22 protein-coding genes are annotated in these 23985 nt (G+C 73.3%); 10 read left to right on the top strand and 12 right to left on the bottom strand.

The window, feature by feature from the left end; genetic code table 11:
* Nucleotides 1-49 precede the first annotated feature (49 nt).
* A complete protein-coding gene (locus FH715_RS28175) occupies nucleotides 50-217 on the top strand; it encodes a hypothetical protein (RefSeq protein ID WP_170184693.1) in 168 nt (55 codons plus the stop codon).
* Nucleotides 214-1245 (top strand): YihY/virulence factor BrkB family protein, encoded by a 1032-nt coding sequence (locus FH715_RS11030; RefSeq protein ID WP_246108675.1) that lies wholly within the window; start codon nucleotides 214-216, stop codon nucleotides 1243-1245. The genes FH715_RS28175 and FH715_RS11030 overlap by 4 nt, the downstream gene beginning before the upstream one ends.
* Here the strand turns inward: FH715_RS11030 and FH715_RS11035 are convergent.
* Nucleotides 1225-2373, bottom strand: coding sequence for an alkene reductase (locus FH715_RS11035; RefSeq protein ID WP_139643781.1), 1149 nt, complete (start codon nucleotides 2371-2373; stop codon nucleotides 1225-1227). The two genes, FH715_RS11030 and FH715_RS11035, sit on opposite strands and share 21 nt — an antisense overlap.
* Before the next feature lie 52 nt (nucleotides 2374-2425).
* Between FH715_RS11035 and FH715_RS11040 the strand changes: the two genes are divergently transcribed.
* A complete protein-coding gene (locus FH715_RS11040; RefSeq protein ID WP_139643906.1) occupies nucleotides 2426-2836 on the top strand; it encodes a MerR family transcriptional regulator in 411 nt (136 codons plus the stop codon).
* A gap of 234 nt (nucleotides 2837-3070) precedes the next feature.
* Here FH715_RS11040 and FH715_RS11045 read toward each other — a convergent pair whose 3' ends face one another.
* From FH715_RS11045 to FH715_RS11085, 9 genes are read right to left on the bottom strand one after another with little or no spacing between them, the layout of a single operon-like run.
* Nucleotides 3071-4480 (bottom strand): FAD-dependent oxidoreductase, encoded by a 1410-nt coding sequence (locus FH715_RS11045; RefSeq protein ID WP_139643784.1) that lies wholly within the window; start codon nucleotides 4478-4480, stop codon nucleotides 3071-3073.
* Entirely contained in the window at nucleotides 4477-5250 is a 774-nt protein-coding gene (locus FH715_RS11050; protein ID WP_139643787.1) for an isochorismatase family protein, read from the bottom strand. The genes FH715_RS11045 and FH715_RS11050 overlap by 4 nt, the downstream gene beginning before the upstream one ends.
* A complete protein-coding gene (locus FH715_RS11055; protein ID WP_139643790.1) occupies nucleotides 5247-6665 on the bottom strand; it encodes a dihydroorotase in 1419 nt (472 codons plus the stop codon). Before FH715_RS11055 ends, FH715_RS11050 begins: the two co-directional genes overlap by 4 nt.
* Before the next feature lie 10 nt (nucleotides 6666-6675).
* On the bottom strand, nucleotides 6676-7593 hold the full coding sequence (locus tag FH715_RS11060; RefSeq protein WP_139643792.1) for an isocitrate lyase/PEP mutase family protein: 918 nt from the start codon (nucleotides 7591-7593) through the stop codon (nucleotides 6676-6678).
* Between the two features lie 34 nt (nucleotides 7594-7627).
* A complete protein-coding gene (locus FH715_RS11065; RefSeq protein WP_139643795.1) occupies nucleotides 7628-8371 on the bottom strand; it encodes a GntR family transcriptional regulator in 744 nt (247 codons plus the stop codon).
* A 30-nt stretch (nucleotides 8372-8401) separates the two neighbouring features.
* Complete coding sequence (locus tag FH715_RS11070; protein ID WP_246108676.1) at nucleotides 8402-9700, bottom strand: MFS transporter; 1299 nt, start codon at nucleotides 9698-9700, stop codon at nucleotides 8402-8404.
* Nucleotides 9693-11150 (bottom strand): MmgE/PrpD family protein, encoded by a 1458-nt coding sequence (locus FH715_RS11075; protein WP_139643798.1) that lies wholly within the window; start codon nucleotides 11148-11150, stop codon nucleotides 9693-9695. Before FH715_RS11075 ends, FH715_RS11070 begins: the two co-directional genes overlap by 8 nt.
* Nucleotides 11147-12559, bottom strand: a complete 1413-nt coding sequence (locus FH715_RS11080) for an MmgE/PrpD family protein (RefSeq protein ID WP_139643801.1) — start codon at nucleotides 12557-12559, stop codon at nucleotides 11147-11149. Before FH715_RS11080 ends, FH715_RS11075 begins: the two co-directional genes overlap by 4 nt.
* Nucleotides 12552-13889, bottom strand: coding sequence for an MFS transporter (locus tag FH715_RS11085; protein ID WP_139643804.1), 1338 nt, complete (start codon nucleotides 13887-13889; stop codon nucleotides 12552-12554). The genes FH715_RS11080 and FH715_RS11085 overlap by 8 nt, the downstream gene beginning before the upstream one ends.
* 194 nt (nucleotides 13890-14083) lie before the next feature.
* Here FH715_RS11085 and FH715_RS11090 point away from each other — a divergent pair, with 194 nt between their 5' ends.
* Nucleotides 14084-15010 carry an aminoglycoside phosphotransferase family protein gene (locus FH715_RS11090; RefSeq protein WP_246108677.1) on the top strand — a complete coding sequence of 309 codons (927 nt, stop codon included), beginning with the start codon at nucleotides 14084-14086 and terminating at the stop codon, nucleotides 15008-15010.
* A gap of 256 nt (nucleotides 15011-15266) precedes the next feature.
* On the opposite strand, the gene FH715_RS11095 is transcribed toward FH715_RS11090, so the two are convergent.
* Complete coding sequence (locus FH715_RS11095; protein ID WP_139643806.1) at nucleotides 15267-16079, bottom strand: SDR family NAD(P)-dependent oxidoreductase; 813 nt, start codon at nucleotides 16077-16079, stop codon at nucleotides 15267-15269.
* Between the two features lie 141 nt (nucleotides 16080-16220).
* Between FH715_RS11095 and FH715_RS11100 the strand changes: the two genes are divergently transcribed.
* The 3 genes from FH715_RS11100 (at nucleotide 16221) to FH715_RS11110 (ending at nucleotide 18849) form a co-directional block, all read left to right on the top strand.
* Nucleotides 16221-16799: a sugar O-acetyltransferase gene (locus FH715_RS11100; RefSeq protein ID WP_139643809.1), complete on the top strand. Its 579-nt coding sequence runs from the start codon at nucleotides 16221-16223 to the stop codon at nucleotides 16797-16799.
* 123 nt (nucleotides 16800-16922) lie between these two features.
* Complete coding sequence (locus FH715_RS11105) at nucleotides 16923-17549, top strand: TetR/AcrR family transcriptional regulator (RefSeq protein WP_139643810.1); 627 nt, start codon at nucleotides 16923-16925, stop codon at nucleotides 17547-17549.
* Nucleotides 17550-17640: 91 nt separating this feature from the next.
* Complete coding sequence (locus tag FH715_RS11110; protein ID WP_139643813.1) at nucleotides 17641-18849, top strand: MFS transporter; 1209 nt, start codon at nucleotides 17641-17643, stop codon at nucleotides 18847-18849.
* Between the two features lie 135 nt (nucleotides 18850-18984).
* Here the strand turns inward: FH715_RS11110 and FH715_RS11115 are convergent, their stop codons facing one another.
* The gene (locus FH715_RS11115) at nucleotides 18985-19860 is read right to left on the bottom strand and encodes a glycosyltransferase family 2 protein (RefSeq protein ID WP_139643816.1); all 876 of its coding nucleotides are present in this window, start codon (nucleotides 19858-19860) and stop codon (nucleotides 18985-18987) included.
* Nucleotides 19861-20272: 412 nt separating this feature from the next.
* On the opposite strand from FH715_RS11115, the gene FH715_RS11120 reads away from it, so the two are divergent.
* From FH715_RS11120 to FH715_RS11130, 3 genes are all read left to right on the top strand, one after another.
* Nucleotides 20273-21322, top strand: coding sequence for a sugar ABC transporter substrate-binding protein (locus FH715_RS11120; protein WP_425472701.1), 1050 nt, complete (start codon nucleotides 20273-20275; stop codon nucleotides 21320-21322).
* An 87-nt stretch (nucleotides 21323-21409) separates the two neighbouring features.
* Nucleotides 21410-22954, top strand: coding sequence for a sugar ABC transporter ATP-binding protein (locus tag FH715_RS11125; protein ID WP_139643819.1), 1545 nt, complete (start codon nucleotides 21410-21412; stop codon nucleotides 22952-22954).
* Nucleotides 22947-23978 carry an ABC transporter permease gene (locus FH715_RS11130; RefSeq protein WP_139643822.1) on the top strand — a complete coding sequence of 344 codons (1032 nt, stop codon included), beginning with the start codon at nucleotides 22947-22949 and terminating at the stop codon, nucleotides 23976-23978. The genes FH715_RS11125 and FH715_RS11130 overlap by 8 nt, the downstream gene beginning before the upstream one ends.
* Nucleotides 23979-23985 lie beyond the last annotated feature (7 nt).

The raw sequence follows: 23985 nt of genomic DNA on the forward strand, positions 1-23985 counted from the left end.
GTGCGCCGGCGGCTTGCGGAAACGGACGGAACGGAACGGGAGCGGCGGAATGCGTGGTGAGGAAGGGCACGGCGGTGCCGCGCGCCGGGGGGCCGGTGCGCGGCGGGGGCGGCCCGTTCAGGGACACTGGTCCCAGCGGCGCCTGCCGGCGCTGACCGCGGTCTGTGCCGGGCTGGCCGTGTGGCTGGCCCAGGTGGTGGAGGCGGCGAGCAGGTGAGTCGGGCCGAGGACGGGCGGACGCGCGACGGCGAGGGCCGCCGCTGGTGGGTGGCGTTCCGGCGCACACCGGTCTCGCTGTGGCGGGACGACATCGACCACTGGGCCGCCGCTCTCACCTACTACTCGGTGCTGGCGGTCTTCCCCACCCTCTTCGTCGCGCTGTCGCTGATCGGCATGGCCTACCCGGCCGCCGGGCCCGAGCTGATCGGCCACGTCTCGGCGCTGGTCCCCGCCAACTCGCGGCAGGACGTCTACACCGCCCTCACCGACGTCACCGAAGAGCGGGCCGGGGCATGGGTGTTGATCGTGGTCGGCGTGCTCAGCTCCATGCTGGCCTCGTACAACTACCTCAGCATCTTCCGCCGGGTGCTGCACGCGATGCACGGCGTCGCCGACCGCCGACCGCCGTGGCGGGCCATCCCCCGCACCATCCTCACCGCCCTCGGGCTGCTGGGGCTGCTGGTCGCCAGCGCGGCGGCGCTGATCCTCAGTGGCGAGGCGGTGCGGGCCATAGGGCGGGTGCTGGACCTCGGCGAGGGCGGCAGCACGGCGTGGACGGTCTTCAAGTGGCCGCTGCTCGTCGTACTGGTCGCCACGCTGGTCCTGGTCGTCTTCAGGACCGGCCCCGACGAGTCCCGCTCGCCGCAGCGGGCGCTGCCCGGCGGGGCGCTGGCGGTGCTGCTGTGGCTGGTCGCCTCGGCCGGCTTCGCCCTGTACGCCTCCCATGTCCCCACCTACAACCGGCTCTACGGCTCGCTGGCCGGGATCGTGGTCTTCCTGGTGTGGCTGTGGGTCTCCAATCTGGCGCTGCTGTCCGGCGCCCAGTTCAACGCCGAGCTGGCCAAGCTGAACCGCGGCGAGAGGGCAGCCGCCGCCGCGCCGCCCGTTCCCTCCCGGCCGCCGACGCCGCCGGCAGGGCCGTCGGCGTTAGCGCCGGCGCGACCCGCGGTGCCGCCGCGCCCCGCGTACGCTCCCCCGCCGCCGCACCCGCCGTCCCGCCGGGCCTCATCGGCCGGCGTCCGCTAGCGCCGCCGGCCCCGGGCCGTCGGCGAGGGTCGGGTAGTCGGTGTAGCCCTCGGGGCCCCAGCCGTAGAGCCCGTCCCGGTCGATCGCGTTGAGCGGGGCGCCGGCGGCGAAGCGGGCGGGCAGGTCGGGGTTGGCGAGGAACGCCCGCCCGTAGGAGACCAGTTGGGCGCGGCCCTCGGCGATCAGCGCCTCGCCCCGCGCCCGCGTGGTGGCCGGGCCGTTCTCGCCGACGTTGGCGACCAGCGTTCCCGACCAGCGGGGGCCGAGGTCGGCCAGCGCGGGGTAGCGGTCGTTGTCGGTCAGGTGCAGATAGGCCAGGCCGAGACCGTCCAACTCCTCGACCAGCGGCCGGTAGACCGGCGCCGGGTCCTCCTCGACCATGCCGAACTGCGGGTTTCCCGGCGACAGCCGCAGCGCGGTGCGTTCGGCGCCCACCGCGTCGGCGACGGCACGGACCAGCCGCAGCGGGAAGCGCCGCCGGTTGGCCGGGGAGCCGCCCCAGCGGTCGGTGCGCAGGTTGGTGTTGTCGGCGAGGAACTGGTGCGGCAGATAGCTGTTGGCGCCGTGCAGCTCCACCCCGTCGAAGCCGGCGGTGGTGACGGCCAGCCGGGCGGCCTCGGCGTATTCGTCGAACGTCCGCGCGATGTCCTCCTCCGTCATCTCCCGTGGCACGGCGGCCGGTTGACGACTGCCGTCGCGGAGCGCCACGCGCTCGGGCGCGGCGACGGCCGAGGGCCCGGCCGGCCGGCTGCCGTCGACGCGTCCCTCGGGGTGGCCCAGCCGGCCGCCGTGCATCAGCTGGGCGAAGATCCGGCCGCCGGCCGCGTGCACCGCGTCGGTCACCTCCCGCCAGGCGGTGGCCTGCGCGGCGTTCGCCATGCCCGGGATGCGCCATCCGCTCTGCCCGGCCGGGCTCGGCCACAGCCCCTCGGTGACGATCAGCCCCGCGCCGGTGCGCTGCGCGTAGTAGTCGGCGACGATGGGCTGCGGTCGCCCGTCCTCGGTACCCCGGTAGCGGGTCATGGGTGCCATCACCAGCCGGTTGGGCAGGCTCAGTCGGCCGAGGGAATAGGGCGTGAGCAGCGCGGCGTTCGTGTGCGTGTTCGGATGGGCGTTCGGCTGTGTCATGTCGGGACGGTAGGAGGTGACATCGGTGTCAGGTTCAAGTGGCCCCGGGCTGATGGGGATCGGCGAACTGGCCCGCCGCACGGGTGTCAGCGAACGGTCGCTGCGCTACTACGAGCAGCAGGGGATGCTGGCCGCCGAACGCACGGCCGGCGGCCAGCGCCGCTACCCGGAGCACGCGGTGCACCGGGTGATCCGCGTGCAGGAACTCTTCGCCGCCGGGCTGTGCAGCGCGAAGATCGCGGAGCTGCTGCCCTGCCTCAGGGACGAGGACGGCGGCCCCTCGGAGGCGGCGACCCCGACGCTGCTGGCCGAACTGGCGGTGGAACGGGCCCGGTTGGACCGCATGATCGCCCGTCTGGAGGCCAGCCGCGAGGTCCTCGACCAGGTGATGACAGCGGCCGGCACCCCCGGCGGTGCCGCGGACGACCACCCACCTGCCCGGTGCGACACCGCGGTCGACTGACCCCCGCCGCCCACCGGCGTGGAAGGGGCGCGGGGAACTGCGCGAGCAACCCGACACCGGGGCGAGGACGACAACCCACCCGACCACGAAGCTCCGTAGTCGACCAACCCCCGCCACCCAGCACGCGCGCAGTTCCCCGCGCCCCCAAGACCGCCACCGGCGTGGAAGGGGCGCGGGGAACTGCGCGAGCAACCACCCACCGGGCTCACGCCGACAACCCACCGCACCAACCGCCTACGGCAGTCGCCTCCCGAGGCCGGCGGCGCCAGCCGCACTCGCCCCGGCCACGCGGCCCAACCCGACGGCCGACAGGAGCCCGTTGCCCGAGGAGTAGCCCCGCGCGCCCGAGCGGCCGGAGAGGCCGCCCGCGACGCCGCCGACCGCGAACAGCCCGGGGATCGGCTCCCCGGCCTCCGTCAGCACGCGCGACTCGCGGTCCACGTCCACCCCGCCCTGGGTGTGGAAGAGCGCGGGAACGGAGCGGACCACGCAGTACGGCGCGGTCAGCGGGCCCATCGGGAAGTCGGTCCTGCCGGTGGCGTCCGCCGAGCCGTCCGCCGCGGCCCGACGCTGGTCGGCGACGGCCTCGGCGAACCGTTCCGGCGGGCAGCCGATGATCGCCGCCGCCGCCTCGGGCGTGGCGGCCTCCTTCACGCCGCCCGCGTCGACGAGTTCGGCGAACTCGGGCTCGTTGCCGGCGATGAAGTCCCGGATGCGGGTGTCGAAGACGACCCAGCTCTCCTCGGCGACGCCGGCGACGACCGGCGCGAAGCCGGAGTAGCCGACGCTCTCGTCGCCCATCCGCAGCCCGTCGGGGGAGAGCAGGAAGCCGCCCTTCTCCACGGAGGTCCAGCTGACGATGGAGCCGTGCGGGTAGGCGACGGCCGCGTAGCCCTGGAAGGCGCCCATGTTGAGCAGCCTGGCGCCCAGTTGGTCGGCCCAGGCGATGGCCTCGCCGGTGGAGCCCTCCGCGCCGAAGTACTGCGCGCGCAGCGACTCGGGGATCCAGCGGGCGATCATCTCCTTGTTGTTGCCGAAGCCGTTGGCGGCCAACACCACGGAGTGCGCGCGGAGTTCGTAGCTGCCGGCGCGGTCGCCCGCGACGCGGACGCCGACCACGCGGCCGTCCTCGACGAGCAGTTCGCGCACCGGGTTTCCGGTGACCACGTCCACGTCGAGCCGCTTGGCGGCGGCCGTCAGGTCCTTGACCAGGGACTCGCCGCGCCGGTCCGGCGGGGCGTGGAGCCGCTGGACGCTGTGGCCGACGTGCTTGTAGTCGGTGATGATCCGCAGGTCGACGGCGTGCTGTTCGACGAGCCACTCCACCAGGGAGGCGGACTCCTCGGCCAGGAAGCGGACCAGGTGTTCGGCGTCGTGACCGCCGCTCTGCCGCAGCAGGTCGGCGGTCATCCGCTCCGGGTCGTCCTCGATGCCGGCGGCCTTCTGGTAGCGGGTGCCGGCGGCGGGGATGGAGCCGGTGGAGACGAACGTGTTGCCGCCCCAGCGTTCCAGCTTCTCCAGCAGCGCGACGCTCGCGCCCGCCTCGGCCGCCGCGATGGCGGCCGTCAGCCCGCCGCCACCGGCGCCGACGACAACTACGTCCACGTCCACGTCGACGCCCACGTCACTTCTCCGGTCGCTCATCGCCGACTCCCCTCGTTCTTCGGCCCGTTCGGCCCGTTCTGGTCGCTCAGCGCCACCAGCCGGGGCAGCAGCTGCTCGGTGGTGGAGACGTCGGCGTACTTCTGCGCCATGTCGAAGAGGTTGACCTCGTGGACGACGGGGCTGCGGTCGTACACCGCGTCGCTGGGCACGGCGACGCGGAAGTTGTAGGAGAACGCGTCCGCGACGCTGGAGCGCACGCACCCCGACGTGGTGCAGCCGGTGACGACCAGGGTGTCGACGCCGGCCTCCACCAGGTAGCTGGTGAGCGGGGTGCCGAAGAACGCGCTGGGGTGCCGCTTGGGGAGCAGCACGTCGCCCTCGGCTGGCGCGACCTCGGCGACGAAGTCGTAGCCGTGCTCGGGGATCTCCATGATTCCGGGGACCTTGGCGCCGAGCCGGCCCGCGTCGTAGCCGCGCTTGGGCGCCACGTGCGGGTAGAGCACCGGCCAGCCGTTCTCCCGGAAGGTCCGCAGCAGGGTGCCGATGCGTTCCACGGCGGCCCAGCCGGTCTCCCCGCAGCTGGTGGTGAACTCGCGGGTGGCCTCGTCGAACGGCATCGGCCGGGTGCCGATCGTGCGGTACTGCACGTCGATGATCAGCAGCGCGGGCCGGGCGCCGAGCCCGGAGGGCCGGCCGAAGCCGGCGAGTTCGTAGCGGTGCCTGGTCTCCGCGTCGATCGCCCCGGCGCCGCCCACCGTCCAGGGCTGGTCGGCGCCCGCGTCGTGGGCGGGGCGGGTGGGGTCGCTCATCGTGTCTGCTCCTTCTCCGCGGCGGCCAGGGCCGAGGCGCCGCTGTGCGCCCGGGGCAGATAGGCGCCCCGGGGGGTGTTCGACAGTTGCCCGTCGCGGACGGCGAAGTGGCCGCGCACCAGGGTGTGGACGACCCTGACCGGCGCCTTCCGCCCTTCCCAGGGGGTGTACTCGGCGGCGGAGTGCTGCCGTTCGGCGGCGATGGTGGTCTCGCCTTCCAGGTCGACGACGGCCAGGTCGGCGTCGGCGCCGACCCGGATCACGCCCTTGCGCGGGTAGAGCCCGAAGAGCTTCGCGGAACGGGTGCTGGTGGCGTCCACCAGCCGGGAGAGCGGCACCCCGCGCCGCAGCCCCTCCCCCAGCGTCAGCGGCAGCAGCACGCCGGTGCCGGGGAAGCCTGCGGAGGCGGACCAGATGTCCTTCTCCTTGAACGAGCGGTGGCGCGCGTTGTGGTCGGAGCCGACGGTGTCGACGCTGCCGTCCGCGACGCCCTCCCACAGCGCCTCCAGGTCGGACTCCGGCCGCAGCGGCGGGTTGACCTTGCCGTAGGTGCCGCAGGGGGAGCCGGTGGTCAGCGTCAGGTAGTGGGTGCAGGTCTCGACGAAGAGGTTCGGGTAGGCGGAACGCTGCATCCGCATCGCGTTGAGCCCGGCCGCGCTGGAGGTGTGCACCGCGTAGGCGGAGGCGCCGGTGGCCGCCGCCAGATAGGCGACGCGCTGCTCGGCCTCGGCCTCCACCAGCGGCGGGCGGGTCAGGTGCCAGGCGTGCAGCGGGCCGCGGGACTCGTCCCTCGGCTGCTGCCTCAGCTTCCAGACGATCTCGATGTTCTCCGGGTGCGGGTTGACCATCGCGCCGTGGTCGGCGGTGATGCCCAGCAGGTCGTACATGAAGCCGTCGTCGTTGCCCGGCATCCCCAGGTAGGCGCCCTCGTCGCCGCGGAAGTTCATGAAGAACTTGAAGCTGGAGACGCCCAACTCCCGCACGTAGTCGGGGACGGCCCGCACGTGCTCGTCGGTGCCGAGCACGAAGTGGAAGCCGAAGTCGGTGTGGGTGCCGGACTCCATGGCGCGGCGGGAGGCGGCGTGCACCTCCTCGTAGGGCTCGGAGCTCATCAGGTAGACCAGCATCGAGGTGACGCCGCCGGCGACCGCCGAGGCGGTCTCCCGTTCGGCGTCGTCGCGCTCCTTCGGCACCCGGATGTCCTTGCCCAGGTGGACGTGCGGGTCGATCGCGCCGGGCAGCACGGTCGCGCCCCGGAGGTCGACGGTCTCGCGGGCGGCGGCCGGGGCGCCGGGCGCGCCCGGCTCGACGATGCCGGCGATCCGGCCGTCGTGGATCAGCAGGTCGGCGTCGACCAGTCCGCTCTCGTGCAGGAAGACGCGACCGCCGGTCAGCCGCAGGTCGTACTCGTTCATCAGGGCTCCGTTACTCGGGGGCGTCCGTGGGGGCGTCCGGGTCGGTCACCTCGCCGTCGGGCCGCTCGGCGTACCGGCGGTCCAACGCGTCGAAGTGCGGCTTGCGCACCAGTTCCTGGCGCTCCGTCCAGCTGATCATGAGGTCGGCGGCCTCCCGGGTGTCGCCGTGCCGCGCGAGGTGGTCGAGCACCGACTGCATCCCGAGGACCGCGCCGCGCATCGCCGCGTTGGCGTAGAGCGCGACGGAGAAGCCGAGGTCGGCGAGGTCCGCGCGGGACAGCAGGGGGGTGCGCCCGCCCTCCACCATGTTGGCGACGTGGCGGCCCGGCACCGTCTCGGTGATGTACCGCATCTCCTCCCTGGTGGTCGGCGCCTCGACGAAGAGCACGTCGGCGCCGGCCTCCAGGAAGGCGGCGGCCCGCTCGCAGGCGGCCTCTATCCCCTCCAGCGCCCGCGCGTCGGTGCGGGCGACGACCAGCAGGTCGGGGTCGTTCCTGGCGTCGACGGCGGCGTGGATCTTGCCGACCATCTCGGCCGTGGAGACGATCTCCTTTCCGTCGAAGTGGCCGCACTTCTTCGGGCTGACCTGGTCCTCGATCTGCACGGCCGCGGCGCCCGCGCGCTCCAGGGTCCGCACGGTGCGCTGCACGTTGAGCGCGTTGCCGAAGCCGGTGTCGGCGTCGACGACCAGCGGCAGGGAGACCGCGTCGGCCATCGCCGCGACCTGCCCCGCCAGCTCGGGAAGGCTGAGCAGCCCCAGGTCGGGCATCCCGAGCTGGGTGTTGGTCACCCCGGCGCCGGACACGTAGACCGCGTCGAAGCCGGAGAGCTCGACGACTCTGGCCGTGAGCGCGTTGGGGGCACCCGGCAACATCAGCGGCCGTTCGTCGCGCTCAAGGAGTTGCCGCAGCCTGGTCGTGGTTCTCATGCTCGCCTTCGCTCGCGTGTCGGTGTTCTTCGGTTCAGTCGGGTGCGACGGTGCCGTCCGCTCCGCGTGACCGGTCGTCGCTTCGGGTCGTGGGGGCGTCCTCGTCGCCCGGCAGTCCCAGCACCGCGATGGCGCTGGCCATGGAGTGGTCGAGGTGGCGGATCATCAGCGCGGTGGCGCCCTCCAGGTCCCGCGCGCGCAGCACCGCCACCAGCTCGCCGTGCTCGACGACGGCCGCCCGCGCACGCGTCGGACGCTGACCCGACATGGAACGCGCCAACGACAGCTGCCGGTGCGCCTCCAGGGCGCTGCGCATCAGCGCCTGGTTGCCGGCCAGCAGCACCAGCCGCAGATGGAAGTCCAGCTCCTGCGGGTAGGCGTGCCCGGTGGACTCCCGCATCCGGCTCTCGGTGTCGGAGAGCATGGCGTCCAGGTCCTCCAGCTCCGCGTCGCTGGCCCGCGCGCACACCAGCCGCACCGCGTGCAGCTCCAACGCGGCGCGCAGCTCGTAGAGTTCGACGATCTCGTCCCGGGAGAACGTCCGCACGAAGGCGCCCCGGTGGCTGATCACGGTCAGCAGCCCCTCGCTGGTGAGGCGTTGGATCGCCTCCCGCAGCGGGCCCCGGCTGATGCCGAGCGACGAGGCGAGGGTCACCTCGTTGAGCCGCTGGCCGGGTCCTATGGAGCCGTCGAGGATCATCTCGCGCAGCACGGACTCGGTGGCCTGCGCGTAGGTGTTGTTCCTCGGCAGCAGACGGCTCTGGTCGGACTCGGACATCGGCTCTCCTGTCGTGTTCGGGGGACCGGTTCAGGCGTCCCGCAGGGTCGTACCGGCAGTCTCCTTCAGGGTGAGCGCGGCGATGAGGGTCAGTACCGCCGTGCCGATGACGAACCAGGCGGGCGCCAGGGGCGACCCGGTCTGGTCCACCAGCCAGGTGCAGATGTAGGGCGCGGTGCCGCCGGCCGCCGCACTGCCGATGTTGAAGCCGAGCGCGATGCCCGTGTAGCGGACCCGGGTCGGGAACATCTCGGCGAACGTGGAGAACGCCGCGCCCATCAGCGCCGAGTCGATCAGGCCCATCACGATGTGCGCGGAGATCGCCCAGCCGGGGCCCATCTCGAAGAGCATGAACCCGGGCACCGGCAGCACCAGCGCGGCCACCGAGGCGCCGACGAAGACCGGCTTCCGCCCGACGCGGTCGGTCAGCGCGCCGAAGAGCGGCATACACACCGTCGAGACGGCGAGCGTCGCCGAGGTCGACCAGAACGCCAGCCCCGAGTCCATGCCCACCGTCTCGGTGAGGTGGATGTTCACGTAGACGTAGAAGACGTAGTACGCGGAGAACAGCAGGATCGACAGGCCCACGCACTGGATCAGCGCCCTGCGGTGCAGCCGCAGCGCCTCCAGGACGGGCGCGCCGGACTTCTCGTCCTTCTGCTCCACCTTGCGGAACGAGGGCGAGTCGTGCAGCTTGGCGCGGATCAGCAGCCCCACGACGCCCAGCGGGATGGCGATCAGGAACGGCAGCCGCCACGCCCAGTCGTGCATGGCCTCCTCGCCGAGCGTCTCGTTGAGCAGCGAGACGGTCAGCGCGGCCAGCAGCGAACCGCCCAGCGCCCCGGTCTGGGTGGTGGAGCAGTACATGCCGCGCCGCTTCGGCGGCGAGTACTCGGCGACGAACGAGGCGGCGCCGCCCAACTCGCCGCCGGCGGCGATGCCCTGGAGGCAGCGCGCCAGCACCAGCAGCGCGGAGGCGCCGACGCCGATCGCGCCGTAGGTGGGGAGCACCCCGATCAGCCCGGAGGCGACGGCCATCAGCACGACGGTGCCGGCCAGCGCGTTCTTCCGGCCGTAGCGGTCGCCGAGATGACCGAAGATCACGCCGCCGACCGGGCGCAGCGCGAACGCGACGGCGAACGTGGCGAGGGTGGAGAGCAGGGCGGCGGTGTCGTCTCCGCTGACGAAGAAGTGGGTGGCGAGGATGGTCGCCACATAGCCGTAGACGCCGAAGTCGAAGTACTCGACGATCGAGCCGACGGCGCCGGCGGCCACCACCCGGGGCGGCACCTTCTGCTCCTGGGGTGCGGACGTGGCGGGCTCAGCCATGGTCGTTCTCCTCCCGGTGGGACGTTCCGGGTGTCGTGTGCTCGCGCGCGGTCAGGCGCAGCACGCCGAGGTCGGGGTCGGGCGCGCCGAGCAGTTCGTCGGCGACGGCCCTGGCGGCGTGGTCCGCGACCCCGCCGAGGGCGGCGTTGGCGAGGAACTTCGCCACCACCTCGTCGGTGCCCATCGGGCGGCGGGCCGAGCCGCGCACGTCCTCGACGTGCGCCTCGTGCGTCGCGCCGTCGGTGGTGCGCACCCGCACCCGCGCGGGGAAGACCTCCGGGTAGCCGGAGTCGGGCCACGGCTCGGCGGTCACCAGCCGGGCGGCGGCCAGCAGGTCGGGGCGGACCCCGCCGCGGAAGTGGTCGGCCCGCACGTCGCCGTCGACCAGCTGGGCGGCCAGCGCGTAGGGCAGGCTCCAGCGGGCGTCGTTGGCCCTGGCCGGGTGCCGCTTCGCGGCCCACGGCTCGGCGATCACCGGCAGCTGCCCCTCGGGGACCGCGCAGTGCACCTCGGCGACGTCGGCGGCGGCGACGCCCGAGTCCAGGACCCTGGCCAGCGCCTCGACGAACGGGTGGATGAAGTGGCAGCAGGGGTAGCCCTTGAACGCGGCCTCCGGCAGGTACCAGCGGGTGCCGACGGTCGCGGCCAGCGCGGCGAGCCGGTCGGCGCCGGTGGCGTCGCCGGCGAACAGCTCGAAGAAGCCCGTCGGCCCCTCGAACACCCCGTCCGGCCCGGTGACCCCGGCGCGCGCCAGGTCCAGGGCGAGCAGCCCCGACTGGGCGGCGAAGCCGGGCTGGGCGGCCTTGACGGTGGCGCCCTGCCGCAGGAAGGCGAAGGTGCCGGCGGCCTGGCTGCCGGCGATGCCCAGCGCGTGGGTCAGCGCCCCGGCGTCGACCCCGTGCACGACGCCGGCGGCGACGGCCGCGGCGAAGGGGCCGGCGGCCGAGGAGCCCTGGAAGCCGCGGGCCTGGATGGTGCCGGGCGCGGCCAGCCCGATCCGGATCAGCGTCTCCCAGCCCAGGGCGTAGCCGCGCAGCATCCGCGCCCCGCCGCCGGCGCCGGTTCCCTCGACGGCGGCCCGCTCCTGGGCGGCGGCGAGCGCGGCGGGGGCGAGCACGGCGCTGCCGTGCATCACGGAGGCGACATGGGTGTCGTCGTACTCCAACGAGTGCGTCAGGGTGCCGTTGACCAGCGCGGCGAGCGGCGCGGGCGCGGTGGCGCCGGTGCCGATGACGGTGCAGGGGCCGGCGCGTTCGGGCCGTCCGGCCAGCGCGGTGACGCCGGTGACGGGGCCGGTCGCGGCGGCGGCGAGCGCCACCCCGCAGGCGTCCAGGAAGTGCAGCCGGGCGGCGGCCGGCACCTCGGCGGGCGGCTCGACGCGCGGGTCGGCTGCGGCGAGCACGGCGTCCGCCAGCAGTCGGGCGGCGGTGGTGTCGGGGTGCGTGGTCATCGCGTTCCCTCCCCGGCGTCGGCGGTGAGCCGCGCCAGCAGGTCGGCCAACGGAACGTCCCAGTCCACGCCCTCGCCGAGGGTGACGGCCGCGACCTCGCCGAAGTACGGGTAGCGGCCCGCGGTGAGGGCGTCGATCTTTCCCAGCAGGTCGCCCGCCGACAGCGGCCGGTCGGGGCCGCCCAGCGCGCTGACCACCTCGTGGCTGTGCCGGGCGCCGCCGCGCAGCTCGACGGTGACCCGCGCGGGCCGGTCGTGCGGCGGGTCGCCGATCGCCGGGTGCTCGCTCAGCTCGACCCGGCCGCGGACCTCGGCGACCGCGCGGTCGCCGAGCCACTCGGCGGAGAAGACCTCCGGCGCGGTGGACCCGGTGACCAGGGTGGCGGCGACGGCGTGCGGCACGGAGAACTTCCCGGCCAGCACGTTCTCCGGCCGGTCGCCGTCCAGGGTCAGCGCCAGCGGGTGGGTCTCCACCCGCACGGAGGCGACCTCGTCGGGCGCGAACGAGGCCAGCGGCCCGGCGCGCAGCGCGTGGGCGGCCTCGACGGCGGCGTGCGCGTACTGGCAGCAGGCGTAGACCTTGTGGTAGCCGTCCTCGACGGCGTACCGCTCGCCGAGGCCCTCGGTGAGGGCGGCCGGCTCCACGGGGTGGTCGAGGCCGTCGGCGAAGACGGAGGCGAGGCCGTCGTCGGAGCCGGCGACGCCGAGCGCCGCCAGGTCGGCGGCGAGGAAGCCGGCCTGGGCGCCGGCGCCGGCCCAGGCGTTGCGCACCAGGGCGCCGCGCCCCGCGTGGGCGAACGGGCCGACCATCGCCAGGCTCGCCGCGCCGGAGACCGCGTCGGCCAGGGTGCGCGCGGTGTGGCCGCGCGCGGCGGAGACGGCGGCGGCGGCGCCGATCGGGGAGAGCGTGGCGTGCGGGTGCAGGGCGGGCGGCCGGGGCGCCGGGTAGGCGCGGGCGACCCGGGTGACGATCTCGTAGCCGACGACCAGCGAGGTGAGGGCGCGCCCGAGGGCCGCGTGCTCGGCCTCGCACTCGGCGACGGCGGCGGGCACCGTGTACAGCCCGCCGTGGCAGGTGGCGCGGCGGTAACCCTCGTCGAGTTCCTGCCAGTTGGCGGCGACCCCGTTGGCGAACGCGGCCCAGCCCCGTTCGGCGCGGTCGGGGGCGCGGGTCAGCAGGGTGGCCTCGGCGCCGGGGCCGCGGCGGGCGGCGAGCGCGGCGACCTCGGTGACCTGCCGGTCGGTCCTGGCGCCCGCCATGGCGGCCAGGTCGTCGACCAGGATGGTGGCGGCCCGGCGCCTGACGCGTTCCGGCAGGGCGCCGATCCCGCCGGCCGCCAGATCGGCGGCCCACTCGGTCAGCCGCCGCAGCTCGCGGGCGGCCTCCCCTCGGGTGTGCTGGTCAGCCACGGCGGCCTCCGGGGACGGCGGTGGGCTGGGGCGCGGCGGGCGTGCCGTTGGACCCGTACCGGGGCTTCGCGCCGAGCGCGCAGCCGGCGGCCAGCGCGCCGAGCGCCGCGATGTAGAGCGCGAACGGGTAGTTGCTGTCCGACCAGGCGTACAGCGCGGTGCCGATGAACGGGGCGGTGCCGCCGACGAGCGTGGTCGGGATGGCGTAGGCCAGCGAGGCGCCGGTGTAGCGGACCCGCGGCGGGAAGAGGTCGGCGTAGATCGCCGGCTGCGGGGCGTAGGCGGCGGACTGGACGACGGCCAGGGCCACGGCCATGGAGGCCAGGATGACCCAGGTGTTCCCGGTCTCCACCAGCAGGAAGTAGGGGAAGATCATCAGCGCGCTGAGCGCCCCGGCGATCGCCACCTGGCGGCGCAGCCCGATCCGGTCGGCGAGCGCCCCGAAGAGTGGCACGGTCACCAGGTAGAGCGCGGCGACCAGCGTCACGTGGTGCAGCACCTGGTCCTTGTCCACGTCGAGGTGGTCGGTGGCGTAGGACAGCGTGTAGGTGGAGACGGTGTAGAAGATCGCGTTGTTGGCGGCGGCCAGCCCGGAGCCGAGCAGGACGGACCTCCAGTCCTCGCGCAGCACGTCGGCGATCGGCAGCTTCGCCTGCTCCTTGCGCTCGGCGGCGGCCTGGAACTCGGGGCTCTCGGCGACCCGGGAGCGGATCACGGTGCCGATCGCGACGATCACGACGCTGGCCAGGAACGGCAGTCGCCAGCCCCAGGACTCGTAGCTGTCCCCGCTGACCCAGCTGGCCAGGCTGACCGCCCCGGCGGCCAGCAGCATCCCGCCCGGCGCTCCCATCTGGGTGGCGCTGCCGAACAGCCCCCGCTTGTGCTTCGGCGCGTGCTCGATGGACATCAGCGCGGCGCCGCCCCACTCGCCGCCCAGGGCCACGCCCTGGAAGAGCCGCAGTATCACCAGCAGGACGGGGGCGCCCACGCCGATCTGGTCATAGGTGGGAAGACAGCCGATCAGAACGGTGGAGACACCGATCGTCAGCAGCGACAGCACCAGCATCTTCTTGCGACCGATCCGGTCGCCGTAGTGCCCGAAGAGGATGCCGCCGAGCGGTCGGGCGGCGAAGCCCACGGCGAGGGTGGCGAACGAGGCCAGCGTGCCGGCGACGTCGCTGGCGTTCGGGAAGAAAAGGTCACCGAAGACGAGCGCGGCGGTGGTCCCGTAGATGAAGAAGTCGTACCACTCCAGCGTCGTCCCGAGAAAGCTGGACGCCGACGCGCGCAGGGACTGCTGTGGAGCGCGAGCTGGGGAGTCGCTCTGCATGATCACTCCAACGGGGAAGAGAGGACATTCACAAAGGGGGCGTGCCGGCGTGCAGCAACACTCAACCGTGAACTGCAAACTGTCAACAGTTCACAGAGATGTCTCTTTCCGTGCCCAACCGGTCGCCGAGCGGAGCGTGGCGACGGTGTGGCCGACGGATAAACCGGTGGACAGCGGGCCACGGCCCCGCTCGGATGGGCCGGGTGGGGTCGACGACGAAGATGCACGAGGACGAGCTGGAGCTCGACGAGACACTGGTTAGGCGACTGGTCAGTGACCAGTTCCCGCGCTGGTCAGGACTGCCGATCCGGCGGGTGCCGTCGTCCGGCACGGACAACGCGATGTTCCGGCTGGGCGAGGCCCTGGTGGTCAGGCTGCCGCGCCGGCCACACGACGAGGAGACGGTCGCACGGGAGGCCCGCTGGCCGGCCGCGCTGGCGCCGCATCTGCCGGTGGCCGTTCCCGTTCCCCTGGAGGTCGGTGCGCCCGGCGGGGGCTATCCACAGCCCTGGTCGGTGCACCGCTGGCTCCCCGGCCGCAACCCGGTCGTCGGGCAGATCAACGAACCGGCGCGGCTGGCCCGCGAGTTGGGCGAGTTCGTGGTGGCGCTGCGCTCCGTCACCCCACCGGCGGACGCGCCGCGCGCCCGCCGGGGGGTGCCGCTGACCGAACGGGACGCCGCCACCCGCGAGGCGATCACCCGGCTCGCCCAACTCCCCCCGGGTACAGAGCCGTTCGACCTGGACGAGGTGACGGCCCTCTGGGACCACGCCGTCGCCCTCCCCGCCCCGGACGGCCCCGACCGCTGGCTCCACGGGGACATCTCCCCCGGCAACGTGCTGACCGGCGAGGACGGCCGGCTGAGCGCGGTGATCGACTTCGGCGGGATCGGGGTCGGCGACCCGGCGGCCGACCAGGCCGTCGCCTGGAACCTGCTCCCGGCGTCCGCGCGCGACACGTTCCGGGCGACGGTCGGCGCCGACGACACGACCTGGCTGCGCGGCCGGGGCTGGGCCCTGTCGGTCGCGCTGATCCAACTCCCCTACTACCGCGAAACCAACCCCGCCCTCGCCGCCAACTCCCGCCACGTCCTCCACGAGACGCTGGCCGCTGGGCTCTAGCCCGCCCCCCGGCCCTCCCCAGGGGCGCGGGGAACTGCGCGGCGCATCCGCGACGGGCCGCAGACGACAACCGAGCGACACGACCAGACGCGTAGTCGAGTGCACCCCGACGACCAATTACCCGCGCCGTTCCCCGCGCCCCCAGGCGCCCCCAAGGGGCGCGGGGAACTGCGCGCCGCATCCGCGACGGGCCGCAGACGACAACCCACCGCCATCACAACGGCGGACCGTCGCCCCACCAAACCCCCGGAGGGACTCAGCGCAGAGTGAGCACGTTGCCCGTCACCAGCCTCGCCTCCGGGGAGACGAGGAACGCGATCGTCTCCGCGACCTCCGCCGGGTCCGCGACATGGAAGTGCGTCCTACTGCCCGCCACGAACGCGCGGACCTCGTCGGTGATCCAGCCGGTGTCGGTCACCGGCGGGTGCACCACGTTGGCCGTGATCCCGTAGCGCGCCAACTCGGCGGCGGCCGACAGCGTGTAGTGGGTCTGGGCCGCCTTCGCCGCGCCGTAGGAGACCTCGCCGGGGAAGCCGAGTTCGCCGCCCGAGGTGAGGCCGACGACGCGGCCCCAGTCGGCGCCGCGTTCCCGGTGGCGGCGGGCGAACTCGGCGATCAGCAGCGCCGGCGCCCACGCGTCCACCGCGAACTGGTGGGCGACCTTCTCGGGCGTGACGGGCGCCGAGGCGCGGCCCACGGCGTCGGGGCGGTCCGCGTCGAAGGAGTCCTGGATCCAGCCGGAGGCGTTGTTGACCAGGATGTTGACCGGGCCGAGCAGTTCCTCGGCCGCGTTCAACAGCAGGGCGGCGCTTGCCGGTTCGGCGAGGTCCGCCTCGAAGGCGGCGGCCCGGCCGCCGGCGGCGCGGATGCGCGCGGCGACCGGTTCGCCGTCGCCGCCGCCGTCCGCCGCCCGCAGGCAGGCGCAGAGCACCGCGATGCCGCGCCGGCCGAGCGTCTCGGCGACGGCCTCGCCGATGCCGTGGCCGGCGCCGGTGACCAACGCGACCCGCTCGGCGGGAGCGGCGGGGACGGGAGAAGGGGCGGAAGAGCCGGAAGGGGAGATCGTCATGCCCCAGCGGTACCACGAACGCCGCCGGCCGCCCTGCGATTTCCGTCGACCCGCCGGCGCCCAACGCCCGCCCCTCCGCAGGAGAAAAGCCCAGCTCAGGACGGGTGTACGTTCGTACACCCGAGGTGTAGTCTCGCTCGGGTGACGGACTACTTCGCCGGGGACGACCGGAGCAACCTGGAGCGGATGCTCGCGGGCGACCTCTACATCGCCGACGACCCCAGAATCCTCGCGGCCCAGCAGCGCGCGGTCCGCCTGGCCGGGGAGTACGCGGCGGCCTACGCCACCGACATCGAGGGCGCCCAGTCGATCGTCAGGGAGCTGGTCGGCTCGCTCGGCGCGGACGCCCACATCCGGCCGCCGCTGTATGTCGACTACGGGAGCTATCTCTCCGTCGGCGACCGCACCTTCGTCAACTGCAACCTGACCGCGCTGGACGTCGCCCCGATCACCGTCGGCGCCGACTGCCAGATCGGTCCCAACGTTCAACTCCTCACGCCCACCCACCCGTTGGAGCCGCAGCCGCGCCGCGACAAGCTGGAGGCCGCGAAGCCGATCACCATCAGCGACAACGTGTGGCTCGGCGGGGGCGTCATCGTGCTTCCCGGGGTCACCATCGGGGACGACTCGGTGATCGGCTCCGGCTCCGTCGTCACCCGGGACATCCCTTCCGGCGTCCTCGCCCTGGGGAATCCGGCCCGGGTGATCAGGTCGCTGTAGTGCGTTCCCCCGCGCCCTCGTTCGACGCCGCGCCCTCGTTCGGCGCCGCGTCCTCGTTCGACGCCGCACCCCGGGTCGGCGCCGTGCCGCACGGACGGCGGTCGTGACGTTCGGACGGCGGTCGTGACGTTCGGGCGGCACGACCCGGACCGCCGTGACCGCATACTGCGCGCGACGCTCGACGTGATCGCCGAGGTAGGGGTCGCCGGCGCCTCCCACCGGAGGATCGCGGCCAGGGCCGGGGTGCCGTTGGGTTCGATGACGTACCACTTCGACGGCATGGACGCCTTACTGCGGGAGGCGTTCACCGGCTTCGCCATGACGGTGGTCACCACCTTCGAGCAACGGCTGGGCGCCGCCCGGGACCTGGCCGAGGCCAGGGAGGCGGTGGCCGACCTGGTCCACGATCTCTCCCGGGGCGACGAGGGCAACCAGCGGTCGATCGTGCTGACCCACGAGCTGTACACGCTGGCGGCGCGGAAGCCGGCGTTCCGGGAGCTGACCCGGGAGTGGATGCGCCGCAGCCGGGTCGCTCTCGAATGGCACTTCGATCCGGTGACGGCCCGTCAACTGGACGCGCTGATCGAGGGGTTGGCGATCCACCGGGCGTTGGAGACCGAGCCGCACGACCGTTCCCTGACGATCGAGGCGATCGCCAGGATCACGGCGGGGACCGCAGCCCCGGCCGCTCCTCCCGCGTCCGCGCCCTCCGCGCCGGCCACGCCCTCCGCACCGAACGCTGTTCGCTGACCCGAACAAGTCCGGGCCCACGGTAGCGGGCCCGCGCCCCCACCCGCCCCCTCACTCCCTCTGACGCACTCGCACGCCCGGAAAGAGAGCCATGCCCTCCCTCGCCGCAACCGACCGCCCTGTCAAAGCGCGCTGCGCGGTCGCCGCGCTCTTCTTCACCAACGGTTTCCTCTTCGCCAACGTCGTCCCCCGCTACCCCGAGATCAAGGCCGACCTGGCCCTCTCCAACGCCGCGCTGGGCACCGCCATCGCCGCGATGCCGCTGGGCGCGCTGCTTCTGGGGCTGGCGGCCAGCCCTCTGATCAAACGATTCGGCTCGGCTCGCACCGCCGTCTTCAGCCAGCTGCTGATGGGCTTCAACATCCTGCTGGTCGGCACGGCCCCCAACCTGGCGGTGCTCTGCCTCGGCATGTTCCTCGCCGGCAGTCTCGACTCGATCACCGACATCGCGATGAACGCCCACGGGCTGCGCGTGCAGCGGCGGTACGGGCGTTCCATCCTCAACTCCTTCCACGGGGTGTGGAGCATCGGCGCGGTGGTCGGCGGCATAGCCGGCGCCGGCGCGGCCCAGGCGGGGTTCTCGCTGGCCATCCATCTGGCGATCGTCGGGGCGCTGGCGATCGGCTCGGCGTTGACGTCGAACCGCTTCCTCCTGCCGGGCCCGGAGGACGCCGAACGCACACCCGCCGAGGCAGCCGCCGAGGGCGGGCAGCCGGCGGCGCAGGGCCGGCGCGCCTGGCTGCGGCGGCCGGTGCTGATGGCGTTCCTGCTGCTGGGGCTGCTGACGGCGGCGGCGGCCGTCGTCGAGGACGCGCCGGCGTCCTGGGGCTCCAACTACCTTCAGAACGAGCTGGGTTCGAGCCCGTTCGTCGGCGGCCTGGCGTTCATGGCGCTCCAGGGGACGCAGACCGTGGCCCGGCTCTGCGGCGACCACGTGGTGCGCCGGCTCGGCGACCGGACGACGGCCCGGATCGGCGGGCTGCTGGTGGTCGTCGGCATGGGGGTGGCGCTGCTGTGGCCCTCGGTGCCGACGACGGTGCTGGGCTTCGCGCTCTGCGGCATCGGCATCGCCACCCTGATCCCGGCGGCCTTCCACGCGGCGGACGAGATCCCCGGGCTGTGGCCGGGCGCGGGCATCGCGGTGGCGGCGTTCCTGCTGCGCGTCGGGTTCCTCGCCTCGCCGCCGGTGATCGGGCTGATCGCCGACGCGGAATCCATTCGTCTCGGGCTGGTGCTGGTCCCGCTGGCCGGCCTGGTGATCCTGGCCACCTCGGGAATCCTCGACAAGCGGTCTGCCTAGGTCCTGTCGCGCCCCGCCGACGGAGGAGGGGCGCGGGGAACGGCGCGGGCGGCCGTCCAGGGGCCGAGGCTGACCACCCACCCCGACCACGCATGTGGGTGGTTACCCGGTCACCACACCAGTTCCCGGGGGTCACTACACCAGTGGGGGCCGCCCCGCCCTGGTCAGCCGGCGGACAGTGTGCCAGCTCATCGGCGCGCGCCGCCCGTAGTCCCCGCGCCATCCCTCGGCGAAGCCCTGGAAGGAGACCCGCAGCGTCCGCCCCTCCCGGGTGCGGGCCAACGTGACCACCAACCAACTGGCCAGGTTGAAAGGAACCAGTACCGACGGCAGGTTGCGCCGCGCCAGCCAGACGCGGTTGCGGGCGGTGAGGCGGTAGAAGCCCTCGTGCCGCGTCGGGCTGGTGGCCGGGTGGTGGACGAGGACGTCCGGCGTGTAGCGGCCGGTGTAGCCGTGGTCCCACAGCCGCCAGGCGAGGTCGACGCCCTCGTGGAAGAGGAAGAAGTGCCCGGGCCAGCCGCCCACCTCCTCGAACGCGGAGCGCCGCACCAGCACCACGCCCTCGGCCATCACCGTCGCCACCCCGCCCCGCGCCGGGTCGGAGGCGCGCAGTCTGGGCACCCAGCGGCGCAGCGTGGTGCCGTCGGGGTCGGCGATCCTCGGCTGGACATAAGCCAGTTGGGGATCGCCGCGGAGGTAGGTGACCAGTCGGGCGAGGGCGTCGGTGGTGGGCAGTACCGCGTCGTTGTCGAAGAAGACCAGATGGTCGCCGGCGACCTGCCCGGCGCCCACGTTGCGCCCCTCGGGGATGCCGACGTTCTCCGGCAGCGAGACGGTGCGCAGCCCGTCGGGGATGCCCTCCGGTACGCAGCCGTTGCCGACCACCACGATGTCCAGCTCCACTCCGCGCTGGGCGCGGAGCGAGGCAAGCGCCTCCGCCAGCTCGCGGGGACGGTCGTTCATGGTCAGCACCACCGCCCCGACGCGGGGAAGCGCGTCGCCCTGTTCCATCACGTGCCTCCGCTCGCGTGCGCCGCTGCCGCGCGTACGCCGGTCGTTCACCCCACCGTCCGCGTGGGGATGCCTCACCTTAGAGCACCCCCGGGTGACGACGGGTCTTCACAGCGTCGCCACCGGCAGAGACATAGGGTCACTTCTCCACCCCAACTCCATGCGGCTCTCGGGGCGTTCGTCGCTGACCTGCGACGGCGTGGTGTTTTTTGCGCGGGCCATGGACAGCATCACCGGCGGGGTCTATAAAACGATCCCATGTCTGGTCGCGCCGAAGGGCCCCGGTCGCGCACCCCCACTCGCCCGTCCGACTCCGCCGAGTGCTCACCGTTCCTCTTCCACTCCTGCGCCGTGCCCCGCTCGCGGACCGGCGGCCGACCGCCGCGCGCCCGTCCGAAGGAGAAGATCAGAAGTGAAGCCCCGCCTCCCCCGCCTGGCCGGAATCCTGCTGCTGTCCACCGCCCTGCTGACCGCCTGCGCCGACGACCCCGGCGGCGCCGGGGGCGGCACCATCGGCGTCGACTACCCCCGCTCGGACACCGACTTCTGGAACTCCTACATCGGCTATGTGCCGGAGTACGCCGAGGAGCTCGGCCTCGACATGAAGACCACCAACTCGAGCAACGACGTGGCCACCCTCGCCTCGAACGTGCAGACGTTCCTCAGCCAGGGCGTGGACGGCGTCGCCATCGCCCCGCAGGACACGGCGGCAGTCGCGCCGGTGCTCCAGACCCTCGCCGAGCGGGACATCCCGGTCGTCACCGTGGACACCCGGCCGGACGAGGGCGAGGTCTACATGGTGGTGCGCGCCGACAACCGCGCCTACGGCGAGCAGGCGTGCCGCTATCTGGGCTCCCAGCTGGAGGGCGAGGGCAAGATCGTGATGCTTCAGGGCGATCTCGCCTCGATCAACGGCCGGGACCGCACCGAGGCGTTCAACGACTGCATGGAGGCCGAGTACCCCGGCATCCGGGTCTTCGGCGAGGCCACCAACTGGGACGCGGCGACCGCGGCGCAGAAGCTCCAGACCACCCTCACCGCCCACCCCGACGTGCGCGGGGTCTACATGCAGGCCACGTTCGGGCTCTCCGGGACACTACAGGTACTTGACCAGTTGAACATGGCGGTTCCGCCGGACGATCCCGAGCACGTGTTCATCGTCTCCAACGACGGCATCCCGCAGGAGCTCCAGCTGATCGGCGAGGGGAAGATCGACGCCACCGTCTCCCAACCCGCCGACCTCTACGCGGAGTACGCGCTGACCTACCTTCAGGCGGCCCTCGACGGCGAGACGTTCGAACCGGGCCCGACCGACCACGGCAGCGAGATCGTCGAGGTGCGCGAGGGCGTGCTGGAGGACCAGTTGCCGGCGCCGCTGGTCACCAGGGACGGCGGCACCTACGGCGGGGTGGAGAGCCTGCCGTTCGACGATCCCTCGCTCTGGGGCAACGACCGCGGCTAGGCCGTCTCGACCTGGGGCAGACGGCTTCGGCGCGCCCGGGGTTGACGTCGGGCGTGCGGGGACGCGGAGAGATACGGAGGCTTTCCGGTGGGTGACGAAGCGAGGCACGACCGGGCGTCGGAGCGCCCGCCGGCGGCGCTGGCCGTCGGGGTGAGCAAGCGCTACGGGTCGACGGTGGCGCTGGACGGGGCCGGGATCAGCGTGGCCGCGGGGGAGACCCACGCGCTGGTAGGACGGAACGGCGCCGGCAAGTCCACGCTGGTGTCGATCATGACGGGGCTGGTTCGGCCGGACGAGGGCGAGATCGCCTTCGACGGCGGGCCGGCGCCCCGGCTGGCCGACCGGGAGGCGTGGCGCGGGCGGGTCGCCTGCGTCTACCAGAAGTCGACGGTGATCCCGGGGCTGACGGTGGCGGAGAACCTGTTTCTCCACCGGCAACCGACCACCCGTCTTGGACTGGTCAACTGGTCAGCTCTCCGCCGCCGGGCGGCCGAGCTGCTGGCGGAGTGGGACGTGTCGGCGGACGTGCACGCGCTCGCCGGTGAACTCACGGTCGAGCAGCGGCAGTTCGTGGAGATCGCCCGTGCGCTCTCCGGCGGCGCGCGGTTCATCGTGCTGGATGAGCCCACGGCGCAGCTGGACGCCGCCGCGATCGGCCGGCTCTTCGCCCGGATCAGGGAGCTCCAGCAGCGCGGAGTCACCTTCCTCTTCATCAGCCACCACCTCCAGGAGGTCTACGACCTCTGCGACACGGTGACCGTCTTCCGCGACGCCCGGCACATCCTGACCGCGCCGGTCGCCGAGCTTTCCAAGGGGGAGCTGGTCGCCGCGATGACCGGGGAGGAGGTCACCGCCGCCTCCGGCCATCTGCGCGAGCGCCAGGCCGACCCGCCGCCCGAGGCGCCGCCGGTGCTCACCGTCGAGGGGCTGACGCTCGAAGACCGCTACGCGGACGTGTCGTTCGCGGTGCGCGCCGGCGAGGTGGTCGGGCTGGCCGGCGCGGCGGACAGCGGCCGGATCGAGCTGGCGGAGACCCTCGCCGGGCTGCGGGCCGCCGACGCGGGAACGGTCGAGGTGGACGGGCGGCGGCCCCGGCCGGGCGACGTGCCGGCCGCGTTGGCCGCCGGCGTCGGCTTCGTTCCCGAGGACCGCCACCGGCAGGGCCTGGTCCCCGACATGACGATCGCGGACAACACCACCCTGACCGTTCCCGACCGCCTGGGACCGAGAGGGCTGATCGATGTGCGCCGACGGGACGCTTTGGCGCGGGAGATGATCGACGATCTCGCGATCAAGACGCCGGGCCCCGGGCTGCCGGTCTCCGGCCTCTCCGGCGGCAACCAGCAGAAGGTCGTCATGGCCAGGGCGTTGGCCAACAGGCCCCGGCTGCTGGTGCTGGTCAACCCGACCGCCGGCGTCGACGTGCGCTCCAAGGACTTCCTGCTCGGCAAGGCCGAGCAGGTGGCCGACGAGGGCACCGGCGTGCTGATCGCCTCCGACGAGCTGGACGACCTGGCCCTGTGCGACCGGGTGCTGGTCATGTTCCGGGGCCGGCTGGTCGCCGCGTTCACCGCCGGGTGGACGGACAACGAACTGGTCACCGCCATGGAAGGGGTACACACCGATGCCTGACTCCACGGTCGTCGAAGCGCCGGAACGGGAGCCGGGCGCGCGGGCGCCCCGGCTGCTGGGCGGCCGGATCCCGATCGCCAGACTGCGGGAGTTCGCCCTGGTGCCGGCCATCGTGGTGGTGGCGATCGCCGGCTGGATCGTGGACCCGGTCTTCGTCCAGCGCCAGAACGTGATCAACATCCTTCAGACCATGTCGGAGATCGCCCTGTTGGTGCTGGCGCAGGCGCTGGTGCTGATCGTGCGGAAGATGGATCTGTCGCTGGAGTCGACCATGGGCCTGGCGCCCGGGGTCGCCGCCTGGCTGACCGTCACCGAGGCCGGCCAGGGCCTGGACCTGCTGCCGGGCGCCCTCGCCGTCCCGGTCACCCTGGCCGTCGGGGTGGCGATCGGGCTGGTCAACGCGCTGCTGATCGTCCGCTTCGGGCTGAGCGGCTTCATCGTCACGCTCGGCATGTTGATCATGCTGCGCGGCACCCTCACCGGCATCTCCGGCGGCCAGACGTTCTTCCAACTCCCCTCGTCCATGAGCTATCTGGGCACCACCCAGTGGCTCGGTCTGCCCGCGTCCGTCTGGCTCTGTCTGACGCTGTTCGCCGTCGGCATCGCGGTGCTCGGCTACACCAGCTTCGGCCGTTCCCTCTACGCCATCGGCGGCAACGAGGACGCGGCCCGCGCCGCCGGCATCCGCACCCACCGCACGGTCGCGATCGTGCTGGTGGTGGCGGGCCTGCTGGCGGCGCTCGGCGGGCTGCTGCTCTCCGGCCGCCTCGGCTCGGTGGCCGCCGCCCAGGGCGACGGAGCGATCTTCACCGTCTTCGCCGCCGCCGTCATCGGCGGCGTCAGCCTCTCCGGCGGCCGGGGCAGCCTCTTCGGCGCGTTCACCGGCATCCTGCTGCTGTTCATGATCCAGAACGTGCTCACCCTCGGCGGCGTCCCCGCCGAGTGGATCGACGCGCTCAACGGCTCGATCATCCTGCTCGCGCTCGTCATGTCCCGCATCACGACCGGAAAGGCACAGGACTAGGTGTGCT

It is taken from the genome of Streptomyces sedi (genome assembly GCF_006335015.1).
Taxonomy (GTDB): Bacteria; Actinomycetota; Actinomycetes; order Streptomycetales; family Streptomycetaceae; genus Streptomyces; species Streptomyces sedi.

Bases quoted from the DNA above. Each gene is read 5' to 3' on its own strand.
- FH715_RS28175 (WP_170184693.1), top strand. From the start codon at position 50: ATGCGTGGTGAGGAAGGGCACGGCGGTGCCGCGCGCCGGGGGGCCGGT.
- FH715_RS11035 (WP_139643781.1), bottom strand. From the start codon at position 2,373: ATGACACAGCCGAACGCCCATCCGAACACGCACACGAACGCCGCGCTG.
- FH715_RS11040 (WP_139643906.1), top strand. From the start codon at position 2,426: ATGGGGATCGGCGAACTGGCCCGCCGCACGGGTGTCAGCGAACGGTCG.
- FH715_RS11045 (WP_139643784.1), bottom strand. From the start codon at position 4,480: ATGAGCGACCGGAGAAGTGACGTGGGCGTCGACGTGGACGTGGACGTA.
- FH715_RS11050 (WP_139643787.1), bottom strand. From the start codon at position 5,250: ATGAGCGACCCCACCCGCCCCGCCCACGACGCGGGCGCCGACCAGCCC.
- FH715_RS11055 (WP_139643790.1), bottom strand. From the start codon at position 6,665: ATGAACGAGTACGACCTGCGGCTGACCGGCGGTCGCGTCTTCCTGCAC.
- FH715_RS11060 (WP_139643792.1), bottom strand. From the start codon at position 7,593: ATGAGAACCACGACCAGGCTGCGGCAACTCCTTGAGCGCGACGAACGG.
- FH715_RS11065 (WP_139643795.1), bottom strand. From the start codon at position 8,371: ATGTCCGAGTCCGACCAGAGCCGTCTGCTGCCGAGGAACAACACCTAC.
- FH715_RS11070 (WP_246108676.1), bottom strand. From the start codon at position 9,700: ATGGCTGAGCCCGCCACGTCCGCACCCCAGGAGCAGAAGGTGCCGCCC.
- FH715_RS11075 (WP_139643798.1), bottom strand. From the start codon at position 11,150: ATGACCACGCACCCCGACACCACCGCCGCCCGACTGCTGGCGGACGCC.
- FH715_RS11085 (WP_139643804.1), bottom strand. From the start codon at position 13,889: ATGCAGAGCGACTCCCCAGCTCGCGCTCCACAGCAGTCCCTGCGCGCG.
- FH715_RS11090 (WP_246108677.1), top strand. From the start codon at position 14,084: ATGGGCCGGGTGGGGTCGACGACGAAGATGCACGAGGACGAGCTGGAG.
- FH715_RS11095 (WP_139643806.1), bottom strand. From the start codon at position 16,079: ATGACGATCTCCCCTTCCGGCTCTTCCGCCCCTTCTCCCGTCCCCGCC.
- FH715_RS11110 (WP_139643813.1), top strand. From the start codon at position 17,641: ATGCCCTCCCTCGCCGCAACCGACCGCCCTGTCAAAGCGCGCTGCGCG.
- FH715_RS11115 (WP_139643816.1), bottom strand. From the start codon at position 19,860: ATGGAACAGGGCGACGCGCTTCCCCGCGTCGGGGCGGTGGTGCTGACC.
- FH715_RS11130 (WP_139643822.1), top strand. From the start codon at position 22,947: ATGCCTGACTCCACGGTCGTCGAAGCGCCGGAACGGGAGCCGGGCGCG.